Origin of the sequence: Methylobacterium sp. PvR107, assembly GCF_017833295.1 — a bacterium.
Lineage (GTDB): Bacteria > Pseudomonadota > Alphaproteobacteria > Rhizobiales > Beijerinckiaceae > Methylobacterium.
On record NZ_JAFIBW010000001.1, the window covers coordinates 5,999,815 to 6,019,559 of the forward strand.

Below are 19,745 nucleotides of genomic sequence, written 5' to 3' on the forward strand. Positions count from 1 at the left end.
AGCAATCCAGCAGCGTCACGTCTCCAGACGTCGCGCCAACCCCGGGGTCCCTTCGCTCCGCTCGCGATGACGGAGCGCGCTGCAACAGCCGAAAGCTGCGATGGGAAGCGGTCGAAGCCCCGGCCGTGCCCCTCAGGCGTCGGGCCCGACGATCTCCGCCAGCGCCGCCTCGACCCGGCCGCGGAAGAAATCCGCGTTGGGCATGTGCTCGGTCATCGCGGCGGCCCGCACCGTCGCCTGCCGCAGGATCTCTCCGCGCAGCGCCGGATCGGAGCGCTCCATCATCTCCAGCATGATCCGCACCACCAGCTCGGTGGCGATCGACCGGGCCGGGTGATCGTAGTTGGGCTTGGGTTCGTCCATCGCGGGCTCTCTCGACCGGTCGCACTCAGGAATGGATCGGCGCGTCGTGCCGGTGGAACGCCCGCACCCGCCGCCAGACCGACGTGTCGTAGTTCGTGGGCGTCTCGACCTCGCCGGTCAGCCACTTGAACAGGTCGCGGTCCGGCACCTCGATCAGCGCCTCGAACTGGTCGAGCTCCGCCTCCGACAGGTCGCCGATCTCGGCATCGGCGAAGCGGCCCATGATCAGGTCCATCTCGCGGATGCCCCGGTGCCAGGCGCGGTAGAGCAGGCGGCGGCGGCGCGGATCGAGGTCGGCGCTCGTGCGGGTGGTGCCGGACATGGATCTCGGACCTCGGCTGAGGAAGGGCAGGAGCTCGGGACACGGGAGAGCTCCGGAGAGGGGCTAGATAGGCGTCCGGGACCGGCGGATCCAGAACGGTGCCGCCGCCGGGCGGGTTACAACCGGCGCGCGAGGGGCCAAAAACGAATTGCCTCCGGCGGGCGGTCCGTTATCTCGGGCTGCAACGCCCCGGACGGGGCGGCGAACGGGAGCAGGACGATGCCGAAGGCGATCCGGGTCTACGAGTACGGCGGCCCCGAGGTGATGCGCTTCGAGGACGTGCCCCTGGCCGAGCCCGGCCCCGGGCAGATCCGCGTCAGGCAGGCCGCCATCGGCGTCAACTTCATCGACATCTACTTTCGCACCGGCGCCTACAAGTCCCCGCACCTGCCCTACACCCCCGGCAAGGAGGGCGCCGGCACCGTCACGGCGGTGGGTGAGGGCGTGACCCAGTTCAAGCCCGGCGACCGGGTCGCCTACGGCTCGGTTGCGGATGGCTGCTACGCCGAGGAGCCGGTGATCCCGGCCTCCGCGGCCGTGCCGATCCCCGACGGCGTCGACGAGACCACCGCCGCCGCCATGATGCTCAAGGGCCTGACCGTCGAGTACCTGCTGCACCGGACCTACGCGGTGAAGCCCGGCGACACGATCCTGTGGCAGGCGGCCGCCGGCGGCGTCGGCCTGATCGCCTGTCAATGGGCCAAGCACCTCGGCGCCACCGTGATCGGCACCGCCGGCAGCCCCGAGAAGGCGGAGCTCGCCAAGCGGAACGGCTGTGACCACGTCATCCTCTACCGCGAGGAGGATGTCGCCAAGCGCGTCCGCGAGATCACCGGCGGCAAGGGCGTGCCGGTTGTCTATGACGGCGTCGGGCAGGCGACCCTGATGGGCTCGCTCGACAGCCTCGCGCCGCTCGGCCTGCTGGCGAGCTTCGGCTCGGCCTCCGGGGCGATCACCGGCCTCGACCTCGGCCTGCTGGCTCCGCGCGGCTCGCTCTACGTGACGCGCCCGACGCTGGCGACCTTCTCGTCGAACCGCGCCACCCTGGAGGAGGCCGCCGCCCGCCTGTTCAAGGTGGTCGGCAGCGGCGCCGTGAAGATCGCCGTCAACGCCACCTACCCGCTGGCCGAGGCGCAGCAGGTGCATCGCGACCTCGCGGGCCGGGAGACCACCGGCTCGATCGTGATGCTGCCGTAAGGACCGGCCGTGACGCCCGGCAGCGCCGACCTGCTCCTCGTCGTCGACGTGCAGGTCGACTTCCTGCCGGGCGGGGCGCTCCCCGTCCCGGAGGGCGACGCGGTGATCGGCCCGATCAACGCGCTCCAGCACCGCTTCCGGCACGTGGTGCTGATGCAGGACTGGCATCCGGCGGATCACGTCTCCTTCGCCGAGACCCATCCGGGGCGGGCCCCGTTCGAGACCGTGACGCTGCCCTACGGGCCGCAGGTGCTGTGGCCGCGCCACTGCGTCCAGGGTAGCCCGGGCGCCGCCTTCGCGCCGGGGCTGGCCACCGACCGGGCGAGCCTGGTGGTGCGCAAGGGGCTCGATCCCCGGGTCGACAGCTACTCGGCCTTTCTGGAGGCCGACCGCACCACCCGCACCGGCCTCGCGGGGGCGCTCCGGGAGCGCGGCATCACCCGCGTCGCGGTGTGCGGCCTCGCCACCGATTTCTGCGTTGCCTGGAGCGCGCTCGACGCCCGCGACGCGGATTTCGACGTCCTCGTTGTGGCGGATGCGGTGCGCGGGATTGACGTCGACGGGTCGCTCGCGCGGGCCTGGGCGCGGATGGAGGCGGCGGGCGTCCGCCGGATCGCGGCGGCGGAGATCGGCTGAGGCCGTGCGGGGACCGGGAGGCGAACCGCCGCATGGAGCGCGGGAGACCGTCTCCGCCCCGGTGCGTTGGCCCGACATCAGCACCCGACAGGAGCCTGCATGTCGTCCAAGCACCCGAAGACCGACACGCCCACGGACGCCGACCTCAAGGGCAATCCCGGGATCGGCACCTCGAAGGGGATGACCGGCGCCGATCCCGCCGATCTGCAGGCGGATTCGACCTTCGAGGGCGACGTCGACAACGAGACGAAGATCGATGGCGGCATCGACCCCGATCACCGGCCGCGCAAGAACGCGTGACGGAACGCCCGGGCCGGCACGGCCCGGGCCCTCGTTTCAGCGGCCGCGCGCCGGTGCCTTCGGCCGCTGCGGCGCGGGAACGGCAGCGGCAGGCCGGGCGCCCGGCCCGCCCGTCGGGATGTAGAGCTGCGCGGGACTGGCGGTGTAGCCCCGCAGCTGGCCGGCATCGGCGGCACCGAAGGCGGATGTGCCATCTGCACGGGCGGCGCCCGCCGCGAGGGCCGGTAGAAGCACAGCGGCCACGGCCAGGAGAGCGGACTTCAGCATCGGCAGGGTCCTCGTGTTCGCGCGGGCTCGGATAACCCCGATCCGTGCCGGATCGCTCCGCTCTGGGAGCGATCCGGCTGCCCGACATGCGGACCCGCGCAGCCGCCGTGCCGCGCATGACGGAGGCGGCTCCATCGTTTTCCGTTCGATCGCTTCCCCACCCCCGTCGTCGCGAGCGGAGCAAAGCCATCCAGGGCAGCGCCACGCTGCAAGATGTCCTGCTGCCCTGGGTCACTTCGCTGCCCACGCAACGACCGAGCGGGGCTTGCCCCGGCGACGGCCTCAGAGCGCCAGTCCGAGCTGGAGCGGCACCTCCGGCGCCTCCGGCGCGAAGCCCGACAGCGACACCCCGATCAACCGGGCGCTGCGCCGAAGGGGGAACAGGCCGGCGAGCAGGTCGAGGCCGATGCGCTCCAGATTGGCCCGGTCGGCCACGGGAACGGCGAGCGACCTCGCCCGGGTGACCTGGGCGAAGTCGGAGAATTTCAGCTTCAGGGTCACGGTCCGGGCGCGCAAGCCCTTGGCGTCCGCCCCGGCCCAGACCTTGTCGAACAGCGGCGCCAGCCGGGCGGCCAGGACCTCGAAGGCGGCCGTGTCCGCCGAGAAGGTGGTCTCCGCCCCGATCGACTTGCGTACCCGGTGGGCGCGCACCGGCCTGTCATCGATGCCGCGGGCGACCGCGTGGTAATACGCTGCCGACGAGCCGAAGATCTCGCGCAGCCGCTCCGGCGCCCAGGCGCGCAGGTCCGCCCCGGTCTCGATCCCGAGCCGCTTCATCTTCGCCTCGGTGACCGGCCCGACCCCGTGGAACCGGCCGATCGGCAGGGCGGCCACGAAGTCCGGCCCCATGGCGGGGGGGATGACGAACAGGGCGTTCGGCTTCCTGTGGTCGGACGCCACCTTGGCGAGGAACTTGTTGTACGAGACCCCCGCCGAGGCGACGAGCCCGGTCCGTTCCAGGATCTCGGCCCGGATCGCCTTCGCCACGGCCGTCGCCGTCGGGAGACCCAGGAGATTTTCGGTGACGTCGAGATAGGCCTCGTCGAGGGCCACCGGCTCGATGAGCGCCGTGTGCCGGGCGAAGACCGCGCGGATCTCGTCGGAGACCGCCCGGTAGACCTCGAAGCGCGGCTTCACGAACAGCAGGTCCGGGCACAGCCGCCGCGCGGTGGCCGACGGCATGGCCGAGCGGACGCCGAATTTTCGGGCCTCGTAGCTCGCCGCCGCCACCACACCGCGCTCCCGCGAGCCGCCCACCGCCAGCGGCAGGCCGCGCAAGGACGGGTCGTCGCGCTGCTCCACGGAGGCGTAGAACGCGTCCATGTCGATGTGGATGATTTTTCGGAGCGCGACCTCCGGATCCATCGCCGCCTCGGAGATCCGCCGTGGGTTCCTGCTCTGTTCTGAAAGAGCGCGACGGGATGGCGGGGTCAAGCCACGCCGGACAGGGCTCAACAGGAGTCCGGTCCGCGCCCGTCATCGCGAGCGCAGCGAAGCGACCCAGGGCAGCGCGACGTCGGTAAGCGTAGCGCCAGCTGGGTCGCTTCGCTGCGCTCGCAAAGACGGTGTTCCGCCTCAGGCGACGCTGCCGTAGAGGTCGTAGGCCTCGGCCCGGTCGATCTTCACTGTGACGATGTCGCCGACCCGCACCGGGCGCCGGAAGGCGGCGTGGACAGTGCCGTCGATCTCCGGCGCGTCGGCCTTGGACCGGCCCTTGGCAACCCCACCCTCGACGGAATCGACGATGATCGGCAGCCGCTTGCCGACCTTGGCCCGCTGCAGGCGGAGCGCGATGCCGTTCTGAGTCTCCATGAACCGGCGCTTGCGCTCGGCCTTCACGTCCGGCGGCACGAGGTCGCCCAGCGCGTTGGCGGTGGCGCCCGCCACCGGCTCGTATTCGAAGCAGCCGACGCGATCGAGTTTGGCCTCCTGCAGCCAACCCAGAAGCTCCTCGAACTCGGCTTCGGTCTCGCCGGGGAAGCCGACGATGAAGGTCGAGCGGATCGCGAGGTCCGGGCAGATCTGCCGCCAGCTGCGGATCCGGTCGAGCTGGCGCTCCTGGTTGCCGGGGCGGCGCATGCGCTTGAGCACCGACGGGCTCGCGTGCTGGAGCGGCATGTCGAGATAGGGCAGCACCTTGCCCTCGGCCATCAGCGGGATGACCTCGTCCACGTGGGGGTAGGGGTAGACGTAGTGGAGCCGCACCCAGGCCCCGAGCGCGCCGAGTTCCCGGGTCAGGTCGTAGAACTTCGCGCGGACCTGGCGGTCCTGCCACGGGCTCTCGGCATAGCGGATGTCGACGCCGTAGGCGCTGGTGTCCTGGCTGACGACCAGCAGCTCCTTCACGCCGGCCTTGACCAGTTTTTCCGCCTCGCGCAGCACGTCGGCGGCTGGGCGGCTGACGAGGTTTCCTCGCAACGACGGGATGATGCAGAAGCTGCAGCGGTTGCTGCACCCCTCCGAGATCTTCAGATAGGCGTAGTGGCGCGGGGTGAGCTTGATCCCCTGCGGCGGCACGAGATCGAGGAACGGATAGTGGGCCGGCGGCACAGCCTCGTGGACGGCCGCCACCACGGACTCGTAGGCCTGGGGCCCGGTCACCGCCAGGAGATCCGGATACTTCTCGCGGATCTCCTCCGGCTGCGCGCCCATGCAGCCGGTGACGATCACCCGGCCGTTCTCCGCCATGGCCTCGCCGATCGCCGCGAGCGATTCCGCCTTGGCCGAATCGAGGAAGCCGCAGGTGTTGACGATCACCACGTCGGCGCCGTCGTGCCGGCGGGCCAGCTCGTAGCCCTCGGCGCGCAGATGGGTGAGGATCCGCTCGGAATCGACCAGCGCCTTCGGGCAGCCGAGCGAGACGAAGGAGATCTTGGGGGCCGAGGCCTGGGGGGCAGGTGTGGCGGTCATGGGCGCATTCGACGGGTCGGACGCCGCCCGCGCGCGTGGCCTGTGGGACAGTCACACGGAACGCGAGGACGAGAATTCGGGAGGGGTTCCTATAGCGGTTCCCGCTGGCCGGCGCGAGACCAGCCGCCGCAGGGGTGCCCGGCCCCGCGCGCGAGGCTGCCAGCCATCGGCAAACTTGGCTGTTGGCCAAGCCTTTACCGGCTGACCCTGACACCACACATCAAGACGCGGCGGCGCCAGCCGGCGCCGCGGGCCGAGCCCGTGCGGGCCGCACGGCGATGCCTGCGTGGAACTGCCGCTTCCCCCGCGGCATCGGCTGTGCGACGGCAGCGTGCGCGCGCCCTTCAAGGACATCAGCCCCGAACCCGGTCATGTGGACCCGAGAGATCCCCTTCATCGATCCCGTCGCGGCCGCCGCCCGGTTGCGGCGCCTGCCGGGGCTCGCCTTCCTCGACAGCGCCATGCGGCACGACCCGCTCGGGCGCCATTCGATCGTGGCCGCCGACCCGTTCGCGCGCTTCCGCTTCCGGGACGGGCGCGCGACCCTGGACGGCGAGCCGGTGCCGGGCGGCCCCTTCGCGGCGCTGCGCGCCTGCCTTGCGCCCTATCGGATCGAACCCAGCCCCGAGAACCCCTTCCCGGGCGGGGCAATCGGCTACCTCGCCTACGATCTCGGCGCGGCTTTGGAGCGGGTCGCGGTGCCGGCCCGTCGGGCGGGGCTGACCGACGACATCGCCCTGAACCTGTACGACACGGCCCTGGTGATCGACCATGCCGCCGGCTCCGCCCGCCTCGTCGGCACCGGCTTTCCCGAGACCGAGCCGGGCCCGCGGCAGGTCCGCGCCGAGGCGCAGCTCGCCCGGTTCGCCGACCTGCTCGGCGCCGACACAGCCCCGCCTCCGCCGCTGTCAGGCAATGGCGAGACGCTCACGTGGCGCTCGAACTTCGATCGGCAAAGCTATGAGAATGCGGTTGAAAAGGTCCGCGCCTACATCCGGGCGGGGGACATCTATCAGGCCAACATCGCCCAGCGCTTCAGCGCCGACCTGCCGGCCGGCTTCGACCCGTTCGCGCTCTATCGCCGCCTGCGCGAGACCAATCCGGCGACGTTCGGGGCGTATCTGGAGATGGAGGGACTGACGGTCGCCTCCTCCTCGCCCGAGCGCTTCATCCGGCTGGATGGCCGGCACGTGGAGACGCGCCCGATCAAGGGTACCGCCCGCCGCCTCGACGATCCGGCGGCCGACCGGGCGGCGGCCGAGGCGCTGCTGGCCTCCGTCAAGGAGCGGGCCGAGAACGTCATGATCGTCGACCTGCTGCGCAACGACCTGTCCCGGGTCTGCGCGCCGGGCAGCGTCGCCGTGCCCACCCTGTGCGGGCTGGAGACCTACGCGGGCGTCCACCATCTGGTGTCGGTGGTGACCGGAGACCTCCGCGACGGGCTCGACGCCCTCGACCTCCTGGAAGGGACCTTTCCCGGGGGCTCGATCACCGGCGCGCCGAAGATCCGTGCCATGGACATCATCACGGAGATCGAGGGCGACGCCCGGGAGCTCTATTGCGGCGCCATCGGCCGGATCGGCTTCGACGGGGCGCTCGACACCTCGATCGCGATCCGCACGGTGTTCATGGACGATCACCAGGCCGTCCTGCAGGCCGGCGGCGGCGTGACCCTGCTGTCGGAGCCCGGCCCGGAATACGACGAGACCCTGGCCAAGGCCGAGCGCGTGTTCGAGGCCTTCGCATGATCCTCGTCCTCGACAATTACGACTCGTTCGTCTTCAACGTCGTCCGCTACCTGGAGGAGCTGGGGGAAGAGGTCCGGGTCGTGCGCAACGACGCCCTCGACGTCGCCGGCATCCGGGCGCTGGCGCCCGAGGCCCTGGTGGTCTCCCCCGGCCCCTGCACACCCGCGGAGGCCGGGATCTCGCTCCCGGCGATCCGCGACCTGTCGGGGGCGGTGCCGATCCTCGGGGTCTGCCTCGGCCATCAGGCGATCGGCGCGGCTTTCGGCGGCACGGTCGTGCGGGCGCAGCGCCCGCTTCACGGACAGATGACGCCGATCGCTCATGCCGGCGAGCGGCTGTTCGCCGGGCTGCCGGCGCCGATGCCGGTGGGGCGCTACCATTCGTTGGTGGTGACGCCCGGCCCCGACATGGAGACGCATCTCTCGGTCGACGCGGTCTCGCAGGAGGGCGAGGTGATGGCGCTCTCGCACCGGACCCATCCGACCTACGGCATCCAGTTCCATCCGGAATCGGTGCTGACCGAGGGCGGCCACGCCCTGTTCGCCAATTTTTTGCGACTGGCCCGCGCATGGCGGGAGCGGCGCGGCCGGCAGGCAGGGCCGCGCGATGCTGTGGCGTGACGGCACGATCGTCCCCGGGACGACCGCCCCGCTCGACCTCACCGACCGCGGCCTGACGCTGGGCGACGGCCTGTTCGACACGGCGCTCGCCCTCGGCGGCCGCGTCGCCTTCGAGGACGCGCATATCGCCCGGCTCGTGGCCTCGGCCGACAGGCTGGGGATCCCCGCCGAGCCGGAGCGGATCAGCGCCGCGATGCGGGCGCTGGCGGGGCAGGGGACGCGGCTGGCGATCCGCACCACCCTCACCCGCGGCTCCGGCCCGCGCGGCCTGAAGCCGCCGGACGATCCGAGCCCGACGCTCTTCGCCACCGCGGCGGCGAGCGCCCCGAGCGCGGCCTTCGCGCCCCTGCGCCTGTGGCCGACGCCGATCGCCCGCAACGAGACCTCGCCGGCCGTCCGGCTGAAGACGCTCGGCTACCTCGACGCGGTGCTGGCCGCCCGGGAGGCCGCCGCGGCGGGCTTCGACGAGGCGCTGTTCTGCAACACGCGGGGGCACGTCGCCTGCGCGGGCACCGGCAACCTGTTCGCGCTGTTCGGGCAGAGTCTGGTGACGCCGCCGCTCACCGACGGTGTGCTGGCGGGCATCGTCCGGGCCGAGATCCTGGGCCTCGCCGCCGGATGCGGGCTGCGGGCCGAGGAGCGGTCGCTCAGCCTGTCGGAATGGCGCGCGGCCGAGGCCGTGGTCCTGACCAATTCCCTCCGGCTCCTGGCCCCCGTGACGGCGATCGGCGACAAGGCCTTCGCCAGCGCCCGGCACCCGGCGGTGGCCTGCCTGAGAGCGGCGCTCACGGCCTCGGTAGCCGCTTCCTGCGGCGTGGCGGCGGACGTCGTCGCGTGACCGATCCGGCGAATGCGACGGGCCGTCGCCGGCTCCGCTACGGGCTCGCGGCCCTTTACGCCGTCATCGGGATCGTGCACCTCGCGGCGACCGACGCGATGCTGCCGCTGATGCCCGGCTGGGTGCCGGCACCGCGGCTGGTCATCCTGGCGACCGGCCTGTGCGAGATCGCCGGCGCCGCCGGCCTCCTGACCCGCCGGTTCCGGCGCGCGGCCGCGACCGGCCTCGCCCTCTACGCGGTCTGCGTCTACCCGGCCAACCTCAAACACGCCTTCGCGCATGTCCATATCGACGGCATTCCGGATTCCTGGTGGTACCACGGCCCGCGCCTGGCGTTTCAGCCGGTCTTCGTCTGGGCGGCGCTCTGGGCCGGCGGTCTGATCGACTGGCCGTTCCGCCGGCGCGGGCGGTCGTTCGGAGCAGGCGCCAAGACATCCGTGGATGCTCCGCCGGCCGGCGGGGCCGGCCCGCGCGACCGGCCAGCAACGATCCAGGAACCTTGATCACAGGATCCTGGGATCCCGGGATCACGGCAGGCTTTGATCCTGTGATCCGGGCGATAGACTGCCCGCCAGCTGCCGCGTGCGCCGGAATACCGGGCCGCGTGGCCCCGATACGGGCGGATTCCATGACCAGGCGCCGCGATCCGGGCCGAACCCGCCCGCCGCTCCCGGATACCCTGCCGGACCGCGATGCGGTCGAGCGCGCCCTCGAGACCGTTCTCGACCGCCTGCGGCCCAAGCCGGCCGGCCCCAAGCCGGCGGGTCCCAAGCCGTCGGGGCTCAAGCCGTCGGGGCTCAAGCCGGCCGGGTCCGCCGGATCCGAACCGGCGCGCGTCGGGCTGGGCCGGAAATCGCGCTCGGACGGGACGGCACCCGAGCTGCGAAAGGTTCCTCCACAGGGCGAAGATATCGTCCGGATACGACCGGCAGGACCCGCGTTCCCCGTCCGGACGCCGCGCAATCGCCTGCGGCCCTCGATGGAGACAGAGACCCCCATGGCCAAGCAGAAGACGCTGCACGACGCCTTCTACGAGACGCTGAAGGACGTCTATTACGCCGAGAAGCAATCCGTGAAGGCCCTCAAGAAGTCCGCCAAGTCCGCGGAGCACGCGGAGCTGCGCCAAGCCTTCGAGACTCATGCCGAGGAGAGCGCCCAGCAGGTGGAGCGCCTGACGCAGGTCTTCGAGATCATCGGGAAGCCCGCCCGCGCGAAGACCTGCGAGGCCATGCAGGGCATCGTCTCCGAGATGGAGGAGGATCTCGAGGATTTCGAGGGCAGCCCGGCCGCCGACGCGGTGCTGGCCGCCTGCGCCCAGGCGGTGGAGCATTACGAGATCAGCCGCTACGGCACCCTGAAGACCTGGGCCGGCCAGCTCGGCTACGGCGAGGCCGCCAAGCTGCTGGACGAGACCCTGCAGGAGGAGAAGAAGACCGACGCCCTGCTCTCCAAGATCGCCGAGTCGATCAACGCCGCCGGCGATCCCGAGGATGCCGAGGGTCCGAAGGGCAAGGGCTCGAAGAAGGCCGCCTGAGCGCACCATCCGGCCGGCACCGCCGCGGCGGTGCCGGATCGCGCCGATCCCGACATCGGCCGTCCGGGCGGAACGCGAAGGCTCAGCCCGCCTTCTCGATCGCGCTGAGCGGTGTCCAGTAGCAGCGATCCTGGCTGTCCGTCAGGGTGAGGCAACCGTAGGTCATCGTGCGGGATTCCAACCGGACCTCCTCGCCGAGCTTCCAGGACCGGCATTCGCCGCTGGCGAGACTGACACGCAGCAGCTGCCCGAACCCCTCCTCGTCGCCGGCCATGACCAGCTTGAACAGGCGGTCCGTGACCTCCTGGGTGTGGCAGCCGAAGCGCTCCTTGACGATCGTCTCGGCCGCGGCGGGCCGGGATAGCGACGCCAGGGCGGAGAGGGCGGCAAGCGTCGTGAGGATGGGCAGGGTTGGGCGCATGCGCGGAACATATCCGCCGAACGCCGCCTGTCGAGCCCTTGAGAGCAGGCCCCCGCGCGGGCGATCGCCGCGCCCGCTCACGTCTTGTGGGTCGCCTCGTCCCGTTTGGCCGCCTGCCAGGCCGCCTCCATGGCGGCGAGGTCCGAGCGGCCGAGTTCGCCGCCCGCCGCCCGCAGCTGCCCCGCCATCGCGGCGAAGCGGCGCTCGAACTTGGCGGTGCCGTCGCGCAGGGCCGTCTCGGGGTCGATCCCGGCATGCCGGGCGAGGTTGGCCACCGAGAACAGGAGATCGCCGATCTCCTCCGCGAGGGCCTGCGGGTCGCCCGCCTCCAGGGCTTCGGCGACCTCGTCGGTCTCCTCGCGGACCTTGTCGACGACCTGCACGGCGTTGTCCCAGTCGAAGCCGTAGGCCGCCGCCCGCCGGGAGATCTTCTCCGCCCGGGCGAGGGCCGGGAGCGCGCGGGCGACGCCGCCGAGCGGATCCGGTGCGCCGGGTGCCGCGGACCGGTGCGCCCGCTCCTGCGCCTTGATCGCCGCCCATTGCGCCTCGACCTGCGCCGGATCGCGCAGCGGGGAGCCCGCGGGCAGGGGCTGCCCGTCCCGGTCGAAGACGTGCGGATGGCGGCGGACCAGCTTGTCGCCGATCGCCCGCGCCACGTCGTCGAACGCGAAGGCGCCGGCCTCCTCGGCCATCTGCGCCTGGAACACCACCTGGAGCAGCAGGTCGCCGAGTTCGTCGCGCAGGTCGTCGCGATCGCCGCGCGCCACCGCGTCGGCGACCTCGTAGGCCTCCTCGATCGTGTAGGGCACGATGGTCGCGGGTGTCTGCGCCACGTCCCAGGGGCAGCCGCGGACGGGGTCGCGCAAGATCGCCATCAGGCGCAGGAGCCTGTGCAGCGGTGCCTCCCCGGACGGCTCCTCGGAAGGCTGATCAGAAGGCTTCTGGGACACCAATCCGGCGGTCGCCTCGATCATGCCGGATCGTCCCTCGTCGCGTGCGTCGCTCACGCCCCGGGCGTTAGACCATGGCGGGCCAAAGGGGAATCCGTGCGCGCGGGAGCCCGATCAGACCCGGGCGTCGCGCTCGCGCACCTGTTCGTCCTGCAGGCCGTTGAGATAGGCGGTGAGACGTCCGCTGACCGCCGGGTCGGCGCACTGGACCCAGAGCGGGGCCGGGAGGGTTCGGATCGGCAGGCGCAGCAGGAAGGCCTCGGCCGAGAGGGCCGCCTCCCGCTCCGAGGCGGCGGCCAGCAGCCGGGCGCCGGCCTGCGTGCCGATCAGGATTGCGATCGTTGCCATTGAGAATGCGCCATCAACCGACAACGGCGCGAGGCCTCCGTGCGTTGCGTCCGGACTCAGCGCGTGGGTCGAACGCCGAGCGGCTCCCGGGCCAGCGCCAGGCTGAACGACCACAGGATCCGCCCCGGCCAGCAGCATGCCGGCGGCCTCGCGGCAGAGGTCCCGAGCCTTGAGGATCGCGGCGTCCGCGTCGGCGGCCTCCAGGCTGTCGCAGGTGAAGGCGAGGCCCGAGTGGCCGTCCGCGTGCTCCAGGGTGCGTCGGAGTTGATAGGCGGCATCGCTCGCTCCACCCTGTGGAGAAGGACCGGCCACCGCAGCGCGGGCGACGTCCGACACTCGAGGCTGGCGGGAGCCCCGGCCGACCGGGCTGATCCAGATCAGGAGAAGTCGCGTTCCCCGGCCCCGCGCCCGCCGCCGGCCGAATCCAAATGTCGCAGGGCGCCGGGCGCGCCTGCGGGCCGATGCACCCGGCCCCTGCGCGAGGTCCGCGCCAGGCCGTGCCGGGTCTTGTTCCAGCGTTCCGGGGCGCGGAGCAGCTCGGCCAGCGCCAGCCAGGCGGCGAGGCTGATCAGCAGGAAGTAGAGCGGCATCCAGACAGACGACCGGGCGAGGTCGCCCCAGCCGCGCCGGGCGCAGCCGAGCAGGGCCGGCAGGATCAGCGCCGCGAGACCCGTCCCGAACAGCGTGATTGCGAGACCCGTCGGGAGGTTGTCGAGGAAGGCGGGCGCCGCCGCGATGTCCAGGACCAGGAAGTCCCAGGCCGCCGCGGCGAGGCAGGCCGGATAGGCGAGCGCCGACGCGACCGTGCCCGGCACCAGCGCGGCGGCGCAGAGCGTCTCCAGTCCGCCGAGGCTGCGCGCGTTGGCGAGCGGCCGGCGGCCGTGGGTCAGGCTGGTCTGGATCAGGCCCTTCAACCAGCGGGTGCGCTGTGCGAGCCAGGGGGCGAGCCGGGCCGGCGCCTCCTCGAAGGTGGGGCTCGGCAGGTCGCCGACGGTGTAGCCCGCCAGCGCCAGGCGGATCCCGAGATCGGCATCCTCGGTGACGTTGAACGGATCCCACCCGTTCAGCGCCCGCAGCACGTCGATGCGCAGGTGCATGGAGGTTCCGCCGAGGGGTACCGGCAGGCCGCACCGCGCCAGCGCCGGGTTCAGCACGTCGAACAGGCCGGCATATTCGAGGGCGAAAGCGCGGGCGAGCCGGGAATCGCCGGGATTGTCGATCACGAGCCGCCCCTGGAGGCAGGCGACGTGCTCGGGCAGGCGCGCGAACAGAGTGGCCGCCAGCCGCAATTGCCCGGGATCGGGCGCGTCCTCGGCGTCGTAGACGGTCAGCAGGGCGCCGCGGGCGAGCGGCAGCGCCGCGTTGAGGGCCCGCGGCTTGGTGCGCGGGCCGCCGGGCGGCACCGTGATCACCTCGAACCGCGCCGGCAGCGGGATCCGGGTGAGGGCCGGTCCGGTCTCCGGATCGTCCGCCTCCAGCAGCAGCTTGATGTCGAGCTTGGCCGCCGGATAATCGAGGGCGGACAGGGCCTTGAGCAGGTGCGGCACCACCGCCGCCTCGCGTCGGAGCGGGACCAGCACCGTGTAGACCGGCAGATTCGCATCGGCGAGCGGCACCGTCGCGTCCGCGGCCACCGGGGCCGCGATGGCCAGGGCGGCGAGCCGGAAGCTCGCCATGGCCAGGAACAGGCTCTGCACCACCAGCATCGCCGTCCGGGCGAGCCACGCCGGGAGCGCCGCGCACAGGCAGAGCGCTGCGGTGAGCCCGAGACCGAGGACCAGCAGCCACCAGAAAGCCGGCTCGCGCGCGGTGGCCCGCTCGGGCGCGCGCCGCCGCAGCTCGTGCGACGCATAATCCGCCACCTGCTCGGGGATTGCGGCGAACACGGCCTCGCGCAGACGTGTCGGGCTGGCGATTGCCGGCATGGCCGCCCGGCGCGGGCCGTCGAGGAGGTCCGCGATCATCCGCCCGCGGGGCGCCAGCACGCAGGGCGCCACCGCCCCGGGCGCCAGCGGCGCGAGACCGGCCACCACGCTGTCGGGGAAGCGCAGGCCCAGGCCGAACGGAATCGGCCCGTCGAGGTAGGGAGCGTCGAGCGCCCGGGCCAGGGCCCGGTAATAGGCGCCCTCCGCCATCAGGCCGGCCTGGAGCAGGGCGGTCGCCGCGTCGGTCCCGGCCTCGGCCGCGTCGGCGGCGGCCCGTGCGAGCAACCGGCCGTCGACGCCCTCGGCCTGCAGGAAGGCGATCTCCGGCGGCAGTGTTGCCTGTCGCGCGGGCGGGCGCTGGAACGACACGCCGTGCGCTCCCCCGGTGGCCCCAGGTCGTGGTAGAGGAGGGGGGTGAGCCAGTCCCCGCCCCCACGCTCCGAGAGGAGCACCACCCCCTCCCGATCGTCAAGAGGCGATAGGACAGGCATCCCATTCCGCTTCGCGGTGGCCGCGCTCGCCGCCGCGCTCCTCTGGCCGCCGCCCGCTGGCGCCGCGGCGCCGAACGTGCCCCAGGCCGCGCCCGCCGCCACCCCCGTCGTCACGGTGCCGGATTTCTGGAACCCGCGCAGCCGGGGCGAGCGGATCGAGGCGCCGCAGACCGGCCGGGCGGTCCGCTTCCTCACGGACGACGAGTTCCCGCCGCTGCATTTCGCCGGCCCCGACGGCAACCCGACGGGCTTCGTGGTCGAACTCGCGCGGGCCGTCTGCGAGAAGCTGACGATCACCTGCACGGTGCAGGCGCGCCGCTTCGACACCCTACTCGACGCCCTCGACAGCCGGCAGGGCGACGTGGTCGCGGCCGCCATTCCCCTGACGGCGACGCTGCGGGAGAAATTCCTGGCGACGCGGCCGTATTTCCGCTGGCCGGCGCGCTTCGCGGCCCGGACCGACAAGGGCCTGCCGGTTCCCTCGGCGGCGGCCCTCGCCGGGCGCAGCGTCGGCGTGATCGCCGGCAGCGCGCATGCGGCCTACCTCAAGGCGTTCTTCCCGAAAGCCGTCCCGAAGGACTTCACCGACCTCACGGCGGCCGAGGGCGCGCTCAAGCGCGGCGAGATCGACTACCTCTTCGCCGACGGCCTGAACCTCGCCCTCTATGTCGGCGGCCAGGACGCGGAGACGTGCTGCGCGCTGACCGGCGGCGACTACTTGGAGAACCGCTACTTCGGCGAGGGCATCGGCCTGATCACCCGCCAGGAGGACGCGGCCCTGTCCCGGGCGCTGGACGACGCGCTCCAGCGGGTCTGGGACGACGGCAAGTACACCGAGCTGTACCTGCGGTTCTTCCCGGTGAGCCCGTTCTGAGGGCTCTCATCGCCAGCGGGAATCCGGAATCCTGCCCGCCGGGCTTCGGCTGTCGGATGGCACCATAACGGATCTGCTCGAGAAGGTCGTGGCGAGGGCGCGCGACCTGTCCCCGGACCTTCAGAATGACCGCACGGCCCGGTATTCGGCGCCTCGTCGTGCGTCCTTGCCCATACGCGATCACGTGCCGCGTCCGCGCAGATGAGGTCGTCGTACTGGGCATTCGACACAGTGCGCGTCGGTCACGTGTCTGAGGCCGCCGACCTTCCGCACCCACATCGCTGCGGGCAATAGCGACGCCGGTTGCCCATCTGGGCGTTCCGCTCCGATGCGAACCGCTCTAGGGTGCGCGCTCCCCATTCGCGTTCAGCCCCGAAGATCATTCCCGACGACATGCCAGCCGCTCCGCCAGCCCTGATCCTCGACGCCGACACCATCGAGGCCGCCGCCAACGCCGCCGCCTGGCCCTTCGAGGAGGCGCGCAAGCTCGTGGCGCGGCTGGAGAAATCCGGCAAGACCGAGGTGCTGTTCGAGACCGGCTACGGCCCCTCGGGCCTGCCGCATATCGGCACGTTCGGGGAGGTTGCCCGCACCTCCATGGTCCGGCACGCCTTCCGGGTGCTCACCCGCGACGCGGTGCCCACCCGGCTGATCGCCTTCTCGGACGACATGGACGGGCTGCGCAAGGTCCCCGACAACGTCCCGAACCGGGAGATGCTGGCCGACCATCTGAACCAGCCGCTCACCCGCGTGCCGGACCCGTTCGGCACCCATGACAGCTTCGGGGCGCACAACAACGCCGAGTTGCGCCGCTTCCTCGACGCGTTCGGGTTCAGTTACGAGTTCCGCTCGGCGACCGAGTGCTACCGCGCGGGCGTGTTCGACGCGACGCTGCTGCGCGTGCTGGAGCGCTACGATTCCGTGATGGAGATCATGCTGCCGTCGCTGCGCGCGGAGCGCTCGGCGAGCTACTCGCCGTTCCTGCCGCTCCACCCGGTCACCGGCCACGTGATGCAGGTGCCGATCGACGAGGTGAAGGCCGAGAGCGGCACGATCGTATGGCGCGATCCCGCCACGGGCGAGCGGTACGAGACCCCGGTGACCGGCGGCCACGCCAAGCTGCAATGGAAGCCCGACTGGGCGATGCGCTGGGTGGCGCTCGGCGTCGATTACGAGATGGCCGGCAAGGATCTGATCGACTCGGTCAAGCTCTCGGCCAAGATCGCCCGGGCGCTCGGCGGCGAGCCGCCGGAGGGCTTCAATTACGAGCTGTTCCTGGACGAGAAGGGCCAGAAGATCTCGAAGTCGAAGGGCAACGGCCTGACGATCGACGACTGGCTCAAGTACGGCACGCCGGAATCCTTGAGCCTGTTCATGTACAGCAAGCCCCGTGAAGCCAAGCGCCTGTTCTTCGACGTGATCCCCCGGCACGTCGACGAGTATATCGGCTTCCTCGACCGCTACGCCGGCCAGGACGCGAAGCTGCGGCTCGGCAACCCGGTCTGGCACCTCCACGCCGGCAACCCGCCGGAGCCCGAGCGGGTCGAGGGCGCGAGCCTGACCTTCGCGATGCTGCTCAACCTCGCCGCGGTCGCCAACACCGAGGATCCGGCGGTGCTGTGGGGCTTCATCCGCCGCTACGCGCCGCGGACAGGGCCGGAGACCCATCCGGGCCACGACCGGCTGGTGAAGCACGCGCTGACGTACTTTTCGGACTTTGTGCGGCCGGCCAAGACCTACCGGGCGCCGACCCCGGAGGAGCGGGCCGCCCTGGAGGACCTGTCGGAGACGCTGGCCGAGCATGCCGGCTCCACCGATCCGGAGGCCCTGCAGGCGGCGGTCTACGAGGTCGGCCGGCGCCACTTCCCCGACACGTCCGGCAAGGCCAAGAGCCCGGACGGGCGGCCCGGCGTGTCGCAGGCGTGGTTCACGAGCCTCTACAACGTGCTGTTCGGCGAGGCGCGCGGCCCCCGATTCGGCTCGTTCGTGGCGCTCTACGGCGTCGACGAGACCCGGGGCCTGATCGCCTCAGCCCTGTCGGGGGCGCTGGTGGCCGAGCATGCGGCCTTCGCGGCCGGCAAGGCTTCGGTCGCGTGAGCGCGCGATGATCGTCGACAGCCTCGCCGCATTGGAGGCGATCTACCGCGCGTCCCTGGCGCCTGCCTCCACGGTGAAGGTGGCGGCCTCGATCACGCCGGACTACGCGGCGCTGATCGCGGCCGCGCCCTTCGCGGTGCTGGCGACCTCCGGCCCGGACGGGCTGGATTGCAGCCCCCGCGGGGACCGGCCGGGCTTCGTGCGGATCGCCGATCCGCGCACGCTGATCCTGCCGGACCGGCGCGGCAACAACCGGATCGATTCCTTGCGCAACATCGTGCGTGATCCCCGGGTCGCGCTGCTGTTCCTGATCCCCGGCTCGGGCACGACGCTGCGGGTGAACGGACAGGCGGTGATCTCGGCCGATCCGGACCTGCTCGCGTCCTTCAGCGTCGATGGCCATCCGCCGCGCACTGCAATCGTGATCACGGTGGCGGAGATCTACTTCCAGTGTGCAAGGGCGATCATCCGGGCGCGACTGTGGGATCCCGAAGCCCACATCGATCCGGCGAGCCTGCCGAGCCCGGGGGCGATCCTGGCGGCGCTCACCGCGGGCGCGGTCGGCGGCCAGCGTTACGACGCGGAATGGCCGGAGCGGGCGGCCAAGACGCTGTGGTGAGGCTCGTCGAGCTCGGCGAGGGCGGCGTCGAGGAAGGCGTCGTCGGCCGCCTCGACTTGCGCGACCAGCAGCGACTGGCGCCGGCATTCCGCGGCAAAGCCCGGCTGGCTCGTGTCGTGAGGCTCCCAGGTTTTCGGCGCGATCGGCGTGACCATCGGCGTCTCGGTCTCCGTCATGGCAACCGGTGAGGCGACCGGACGACGAACGTCAAGACGGGCAGGAATTCCGAACACCCCCGTCCTTGCGAGCGTAGCGAACAAACCCGTGGCGCCACGTCCACCGATGTCCCGCCCTGGGTCGATTCGCTGCGCCCGCGATGACGGAGCGCCACCTCACCCGACCAGTGCGAGATCCTGCGTCTCGGTGTCGGGGATGACATCCACTTCGACCTTGAGGCGCTGCTTGCCCGAGCCGCTGACGATGCCGTCGACCGGCGCCACGTCGCCGTAGTCCCGGCCGCGCGCAACCACGATGTGGTCGTCCCGCACCGCCACGCTGTTGGTCGGGTCGAGGCCGAGCCAGCCGTCGCCGCACCAGACCGCCACCCAGGCGTGACTCGCATCCGCCCCGCGCAGGCGCGGGCGGCCCGGCGGCGGCACGGTCCGGAGATAGCCGCTGACATAGGCCGCCGGCAGGCCCATGCCGCGCAGGGCGGCGATCATCACGTGGGCGAAGTCCTGGCAGACCCCGGCCCGCAGCGCGAAGGACTCGGCGAGCGGCGTGTAGACGTTGGTGGCCCGGGAATCGAAGCGGAAATCCTGGCCGATGCGCAGCATCAGGTCGTGCGCCGCTCCGTAGGCGCTGCGGCCGGGCGAGAAGCTCGGCCGCGCGTAGTCGGTCACCGCGGAGAGCAGCGGAACCCGGCCGCTCGGGAACAGGAAGTGCACCGGCGCGCGGCCGCCGAGGTCCCGACCGGCGACCACGGCGTCGCGGACCCGTTCCCAGGACATCCCGGCTTCCGGCGGCGGCGGGGCGGGACGCTCGACCCGCACGGTGGACAGCGCCTCGACGCTGAAGGTGGTGTGGGGCGTCTCCAGCGTGACCGCCACCGCGTCGATGCCGAAATAGTCGCGCCGCATCACCGCGCGGGCCGGGCTCGGGTCGATCGTGACGGCGCTCGCCAGCACGCTCTGGCCCTCGCAATCCTGCGGCTTGAGCCGCAGGGTGCAGCGGGCGAAGTGCACCGGCTTGCCGTAGCGGTAGGTCGTGCGGTGGCGCAGCGTGTAGATCATCCCGGCGATCGTCCATCGCGACGTCCGCCGCCCGCGGTCGCCGGCAAGCGCGA

Annotated in this window: 22 protein-coding genes; 11 read left to right on the forward strand and 11 right to left on the reverse strand. The window is 72.0% G+C overall.

The features are described 5' to 3' along the window. Nucleotides 1-132: 132 nt before the first annotated feature. Complete coding sequence (locus JOE48_RS28400) at nucleotides 133-363, reverse strand: hypothetical protein (protein WP_012318629.1); 231 nt, start codon at nucleotides 361-363, stop codon at nucleotides 133-135. Nucleotides 364-388: 25 nt separating this feature from the next. Further along, nucleotides 389-685, reverse strand: coding sequence for a succinate dehydrogenase assembly factor 2 (locus tag JOE48_RS28405; RefSeq protein WP_020093288.1), 297 nt, complete (start codon nucleotides 683-685; stop codon nucleotides 389-391). A gap of 219 nt (nucleotides 686-904) precedes the next feature. Here JOE48_RS28405 and JOE48_RS28410 point away from each other — a divergent pair, with 219 nt between their 5' ends. The 3 genes from JOE48_RS28410 to JOE48_RS28420 all read left to right on the forward strand — a co-directional run bounded on the left by JOE48_RS28410 (nucleotide 905) and on the right by JOE48_RS28420 (nucleotide 2,818). Further along, the gene (locus tag JOE48_RS28410; RefSeq protein WP_210034934.1) at nucleotides 905-1,882 is read left to right on the forward strand and encodes a quinone oxidoreductase family protein; all 978 of its coding nucleotides are present in this window, start codon (nucleotides 905-907) and stop codon (nucleotides 1,880-1,882) included. A 9-nt stretch (nucleotides 1,883-1,891) separates the two neighbouring features. Continuing rightward, nucleotides 1,892-2,518, forward strand: coding sequence for a bifunctional nicotinamidase/pyrazinamidase (pncA, locus tag JOE48_RS28415; RefSeq protein WP_210034941.1), 627 nt, complete (start codon nucleotides 1,892-1,894; stop codon nucleotides 2,516-2,518). Between the two features lie 99 nt (nucleotides 2,519-2,617). Continuing rightward, nucleotides 2,618-2,818, forward strand: coding sequence for a hypothetical protein (locus tag JOE48_RS28420; protein ID WP_210034943.1), 201 nt, complete (start codon nucleotides 2,618-2,620; stop codon nucleotides 2,816-2,818). Nucleotides 2,819-2,854: 36 nt separating this feature from the next. On the opposite strand, the gene JOE48_RS28425 is transcribed toward JOE48_RS28420, so the two are convergent. The 3 genes from JOE48_RS28425 to rimO form a co-directional block, all read right to left on the reverse strand. Beyond that, nucleotides 2,855-3,085 carry a hypothetical protein gene (locus JOE48_RS28425; protein ID WP_210034945.1) on the reverse strand — a complete coding sequence of 77 codons (231 nt, stop codon included), beginning with the start codon at nucleotides 3,083-3,085 and terminating at the stop codon, nucleotides 2,855-2,857. A 282-nt stretch (nucleotides 3,086-3,367) separates the two neighbouring features. Beyond that, entirely contained in the window at nucleotides 3,368-4,450 is a 1,083-nt protein-coding gene (dinB, locus tag JOE48_RS28430) for a DNA polymerase IV (RefSeq protein ID WP_210034947.1), read from the reverse strand. A gap of 210 nt (nucleotides 4,451-4,660) precedes the next feature. Beyond that, on the reverse strand, nucleotides 4,661-5,995 hold the full coding sequence (rimO, locus tag JOE48_RS28435; protein WP_210034949.1) for a 30S ribosomal protein S12 methylthiotransferase RimO: 1,335 nt from the start codon (nucleotides 5,993-5,995) through the stop codon (nucleotides 4,661-4,663). 371 nt (nucleotides 5,996-6,366) lie between these two features. Between rimO and pabB the strand changes: the two genes are divergently transcribed. From pabB to JOE48_RS28460, 5 genes are all read left to right on the forward strand, one after another. Further along, on the forward strand, nucleotides 6,367-7,743 hold the full coding sequence (gene pabB / locus JOE48_RS28440) for an aminodeoxychorismate synthase component I (RefSeq protein ID WP_210034950.1): 1,377 nt from the start codon (nucleotides 6,367-6,369) through the stop codon (nucleotides 7,741-7,743). Beyond that, nucleotides 7,740-8,363: an aminodeoxychorismate/anthranilate synthase component II gene (locus JOE48_RS28445; RefSeq protein ID WP_210034951.1), complete on the forward strand. Its 624-nt coding sequence runs from the start codon at nucleotides 7,740-7,742 to the stop codon at nucleotides 8,361-8,363. Before pabB ends, JOE48_RS28445 begins: the two co-directional genes overlap by 4 nt. After that, nucleotides 8,350-9,201 (forward strand): aminotransferase class IV, encoded by an 852-nt coding sequence (locus JOE48_RS28450; protein ID WP_210034954.1) that lies wholly within the window; start codon nucleotides 8,350-8,352, stop codon nucleotides 9,199-9,201. The genes JOE48_RS28445 and JOE48_RS28450 overlap by 14 nt, the downstream gene beginning before the upstream one ends. Further along, entirely contained in the window at nucleotides 9,198-9,704 is a 507-nt protein-coding gene (locus JOE48_RS28455; RefSeq protein WP_210034956.1) for a DoxX family protein, read from the forward strand. Before JOE48_RS28450 ends, JOE48_RS28455 begins: the two co-directional genes overlap by 4 nt. A 494-nt stretch (nucleotides 9,705-10,198) precedes the next feature. Further along, nucleotides 10,199-10,735, forward strand: a complete 537-nt coding sequence (locus JOE48_RS28460; protein WP_210034958.1) for a ferritin-like domain-containing protein — start codon at nucleotides 10,199-10,201, stop codon at nucleotides 10,733-10,735. A gap of 82 nt (nucleotides 10,736-10,817) precedes the next feature. Here the strand turns inward: JOE48_RS28460 and JOE48_RS28465 are convergent, their stop codons facing one another. The 4 genes from JOE48_RS28465 to JOE48_RS28485 all read right to left on the reverse strand — a co-directional run bounded on the left by JOE48_RS28465 (nucleotide 10,818) and on the right by JOE48_RS28485 (nucleotide 14,748). Continuing rightward, on the reverse strand, nucleotides 10,818-11,156 hold the full coding sequence (locus JOE48_RS28465) for a hypothetical protein (RefSeq protein WP_210034962.1): 339 nt from the start codon (nucleotides 11,154-11,156) through the stop codon (nucleotides 10,818-10,820). A gap of 77 nt (nucleotides 11,157-11,233) precedes the next feature. After that, the gene (gene mazG, locus JOE48_RS28470; RefSeq protein ID WP_210034963.1) at nucleotides 11,234-12,130 is read right to left on the reverse strand and encodes a nucleoside triphosphate pyrophosphohydrolase; all 897 of its coding nucleotides are present in this window, start codon (nucleotides 12,128-12,130) and stop codon (nucleotides 11,234-11,236) included. A gap of 90 nt (nucleotides 12,131-12,220) precedes the next feature. Beyond that, nucleotides 12,221-12,790, reverse strand: coding sequence for a hypothetical protein (locus JOE48_RS30635; RefSeq protein ID WP_245252995.1), 570 nt, complete (start codon nucleotides 12,788-12,790; stop codon nucleotides 12,221-12,223). A gap of 41 nt (nucleotides 12,791-12,831) precedes the next feature. After that, nucleotides 12,832-14,748 carry a glycosyltransferase family 2 protein gene (locus JOE48_RS28485; RefSeq protein WP_210034968.1) on the reverse strand — a complete coding sequence of 639 codons (1,917 nt, stop codon included), beginning with the start codon at nucleotides 14,746-14,748 and terminating at the stop codon, nucleotides 12,832-12,834. A gap of 198 nt (nucleotides 14,749-14,946) precedes the next feature. Between JOE48_RS28485 and JOE48_RS28490 the strand changes: the two genes are divergently transcribed. The 3 genes from JOE48_RS28490 (at nucleotide 14,947) to JOE48_RS28500 (ending at nucleotide 18,460) form a co-directional block, all read left to right on the forward strand. Continuing rightward, nucleotides 14,947-15,744: a transporter substrate-binding domain-containing protein gene (locus JOE48_RS28490; protein WP_312893431.1), complete on the forward strand. Its 798-nt coding sequence runs from the start codon at nucleotides 14,947-14,949 to the stop codon at nucleotides 15,742-15,744. 393 nt (nucleotides 15,745-16,137) lie between these two features. After that, nucleotides 16,138-17,841: a lysine--tRNA ligase gene (locus JOE48_RS28495; protein WP_210034972.1), complete on the forward strand. Its 1,704-nt coding sequence runs from the start codon at nucleotides 16,138-16,140 to the stop codon at nucleotides 17,839-17,841. Nucleotides 17,842-17,848: 7 nt separating this feature from the next. Beyond that, on the forward strand, nucleotides 17,849-18,460 hold the full coding sequence (locus JOE48_RS28500; RefSeq protein WP_210034974.1) for a pyridoxamine 5'-phosphate oxidase family protein: 612 nt from the start codon (nucleotides 17,849-17,851) through the stop codon (nucleotides 18,458-18,460). Here JOE48_RS28500 and JOE48_RS28505 read toward each other — a convergent pair. Together JOE48_RS28505 and JOE48_RS28510 are read right to left on the reverse strand one after the other, a co-directional pair. After that, a complete protein-coding gene (locus tag JOE48_RS28505; RefSeq protein WP_210034976.1) occupies nucleotides 18,415-18,636 on the reverse strand; it encodes an antitoxin MazE-like protein in 222 nt (73 codons plus the stop codon). The two genes, JOE48_RS28500 and JOE48_RS28505, sit on opposite strands and share 46 nt — an antisense overlap. 156 nt (nucleotides 18,637-18,792) lie before the next feature. Beyond that, nucleotides 18,793-19,692, reverse strand: coding sequence for a transglutaminase N-terminal domain-containing protein (locus JOE48_RS28510; protein WP_210034979.1), 900 nt, complete (start codon nucleotides 19,690-19,692; stop codon nucleotides 18,793-18,795). Between the last annotated feature and the right edge of the window lie 53 nt (nucleotides 19,693-19,745).

Coding starts and splice junctions, on each gene's coding strand:
- JOE48_RS28400 (WP_012318629.1), bottom strand. CDS start 363: ATGGACGAACCCAAGCCCAACTACGATCACCCGGCCCGGTCGATCGCC.
- JOE48_RS28405 (WP_020093288.1), bottom strand. CDS start 685: ATGTCCGGCACCACCCGCACGAGCGCCGACCTCGATCCGCGCCGCCGC.
- JOE48_RS28410 (WP_210034934.1), top strand. CDS start 905: ATGCCGAAGGCGATCCGGGTCTACGAGTACGGCGGCCCCGAGGTGATG.
- JOE48_RS28420 (WP_210034943.1), top strand. CDS start 2,618: ATGTCGTCCAAGCACCCGAAGACCGACACGCCCACGGACGCCGACCTC.
- JOE48_RS28425 (WP_210034945.1), bottom strand. CDS start 3,085: ATGCTGAAGTCCGCTCTCCTGGCCGTGGCCGCTGTGCTTCTACCGGCC.
- dinB (WP_210034947.1), bottom strand. CDS start 4,450: ATGGATCCGGAGGTCGCGCTCCGAAAAATCATCCACATCGACATGGAC.
- rimO (WP_210034949.1), bottom strand. CDS start 5,995: ATGACCGCCACACCTGCCCCCCAGGCCTCGGCCCCCAAGATCTCCTTC.
- pabB (WP_210034950.1), top strand. CDS start 6,367: ATGTGGACCCGAGAGATCCCCTTCATCGATCCCGTCGCGGCCGCCGCC.
- JOE48_RS28445 (WP_210034951.1), top strand. CDS start 7,740: ATGATCCTCGTCCTCGACAATTACGACTCGTTCGTCTTCAACGTCGTC.
- JOE48_RS28450 (WP_210034954.1), top strand. CDS start 8,350: ATGCTGTGGCGTGACGGCACGATCGTCCCCGGGACGACCGCCCCGCTC.
- JOE48_RS28460 (WP_210034958.1), top strand. CDS start 10,199: ATGGCCAAGCAGAAGACGCTGCACGACGCCTTCTACGAGACGCTGAAG.
- JOE48_RS28465 (WP_210034962.1), bottom strand. CDS start 11,156: ATGCGCCCAACCCTGCCCATCCTCACGACGCTTGCCGCCCTCTCCGCC.
- mazG (WP_210034963.1), bottom strand. CDS start 12,130: ATGATCGAGGCGACCGCCGGATTGGTGTCCCAGAAGCCTTCTGATCAG.
- JOE48_RS28495 (WP_210034972.1), top strand. CDS start 16,138: ATGCCAGCCGCTCCGCCAGCCCTGATCCTCGACGCCGACACCATCGAG.
- JOE48_RS28500 (WP_210034974.1), top strand. CDS start 17,849: ATGATCGTCGACAGCCTCGCCGCATTGGAGGCGATCTACCGCGCGTCC.
- JOE48_RS28505 (WP_210034976.1), bottom strand. CDS start 18,636: ATGACGGAGACCGAGACGCCGATGGTCACGCCGATCGCGCCGAAAACC.
- JOE48_RS28510 (WP_210034979.1), bottom strand. CDS start 19,692: ATGATCTACACGCTGCGCCACCGCACGACCTACCGCTACGGCAAGCCG.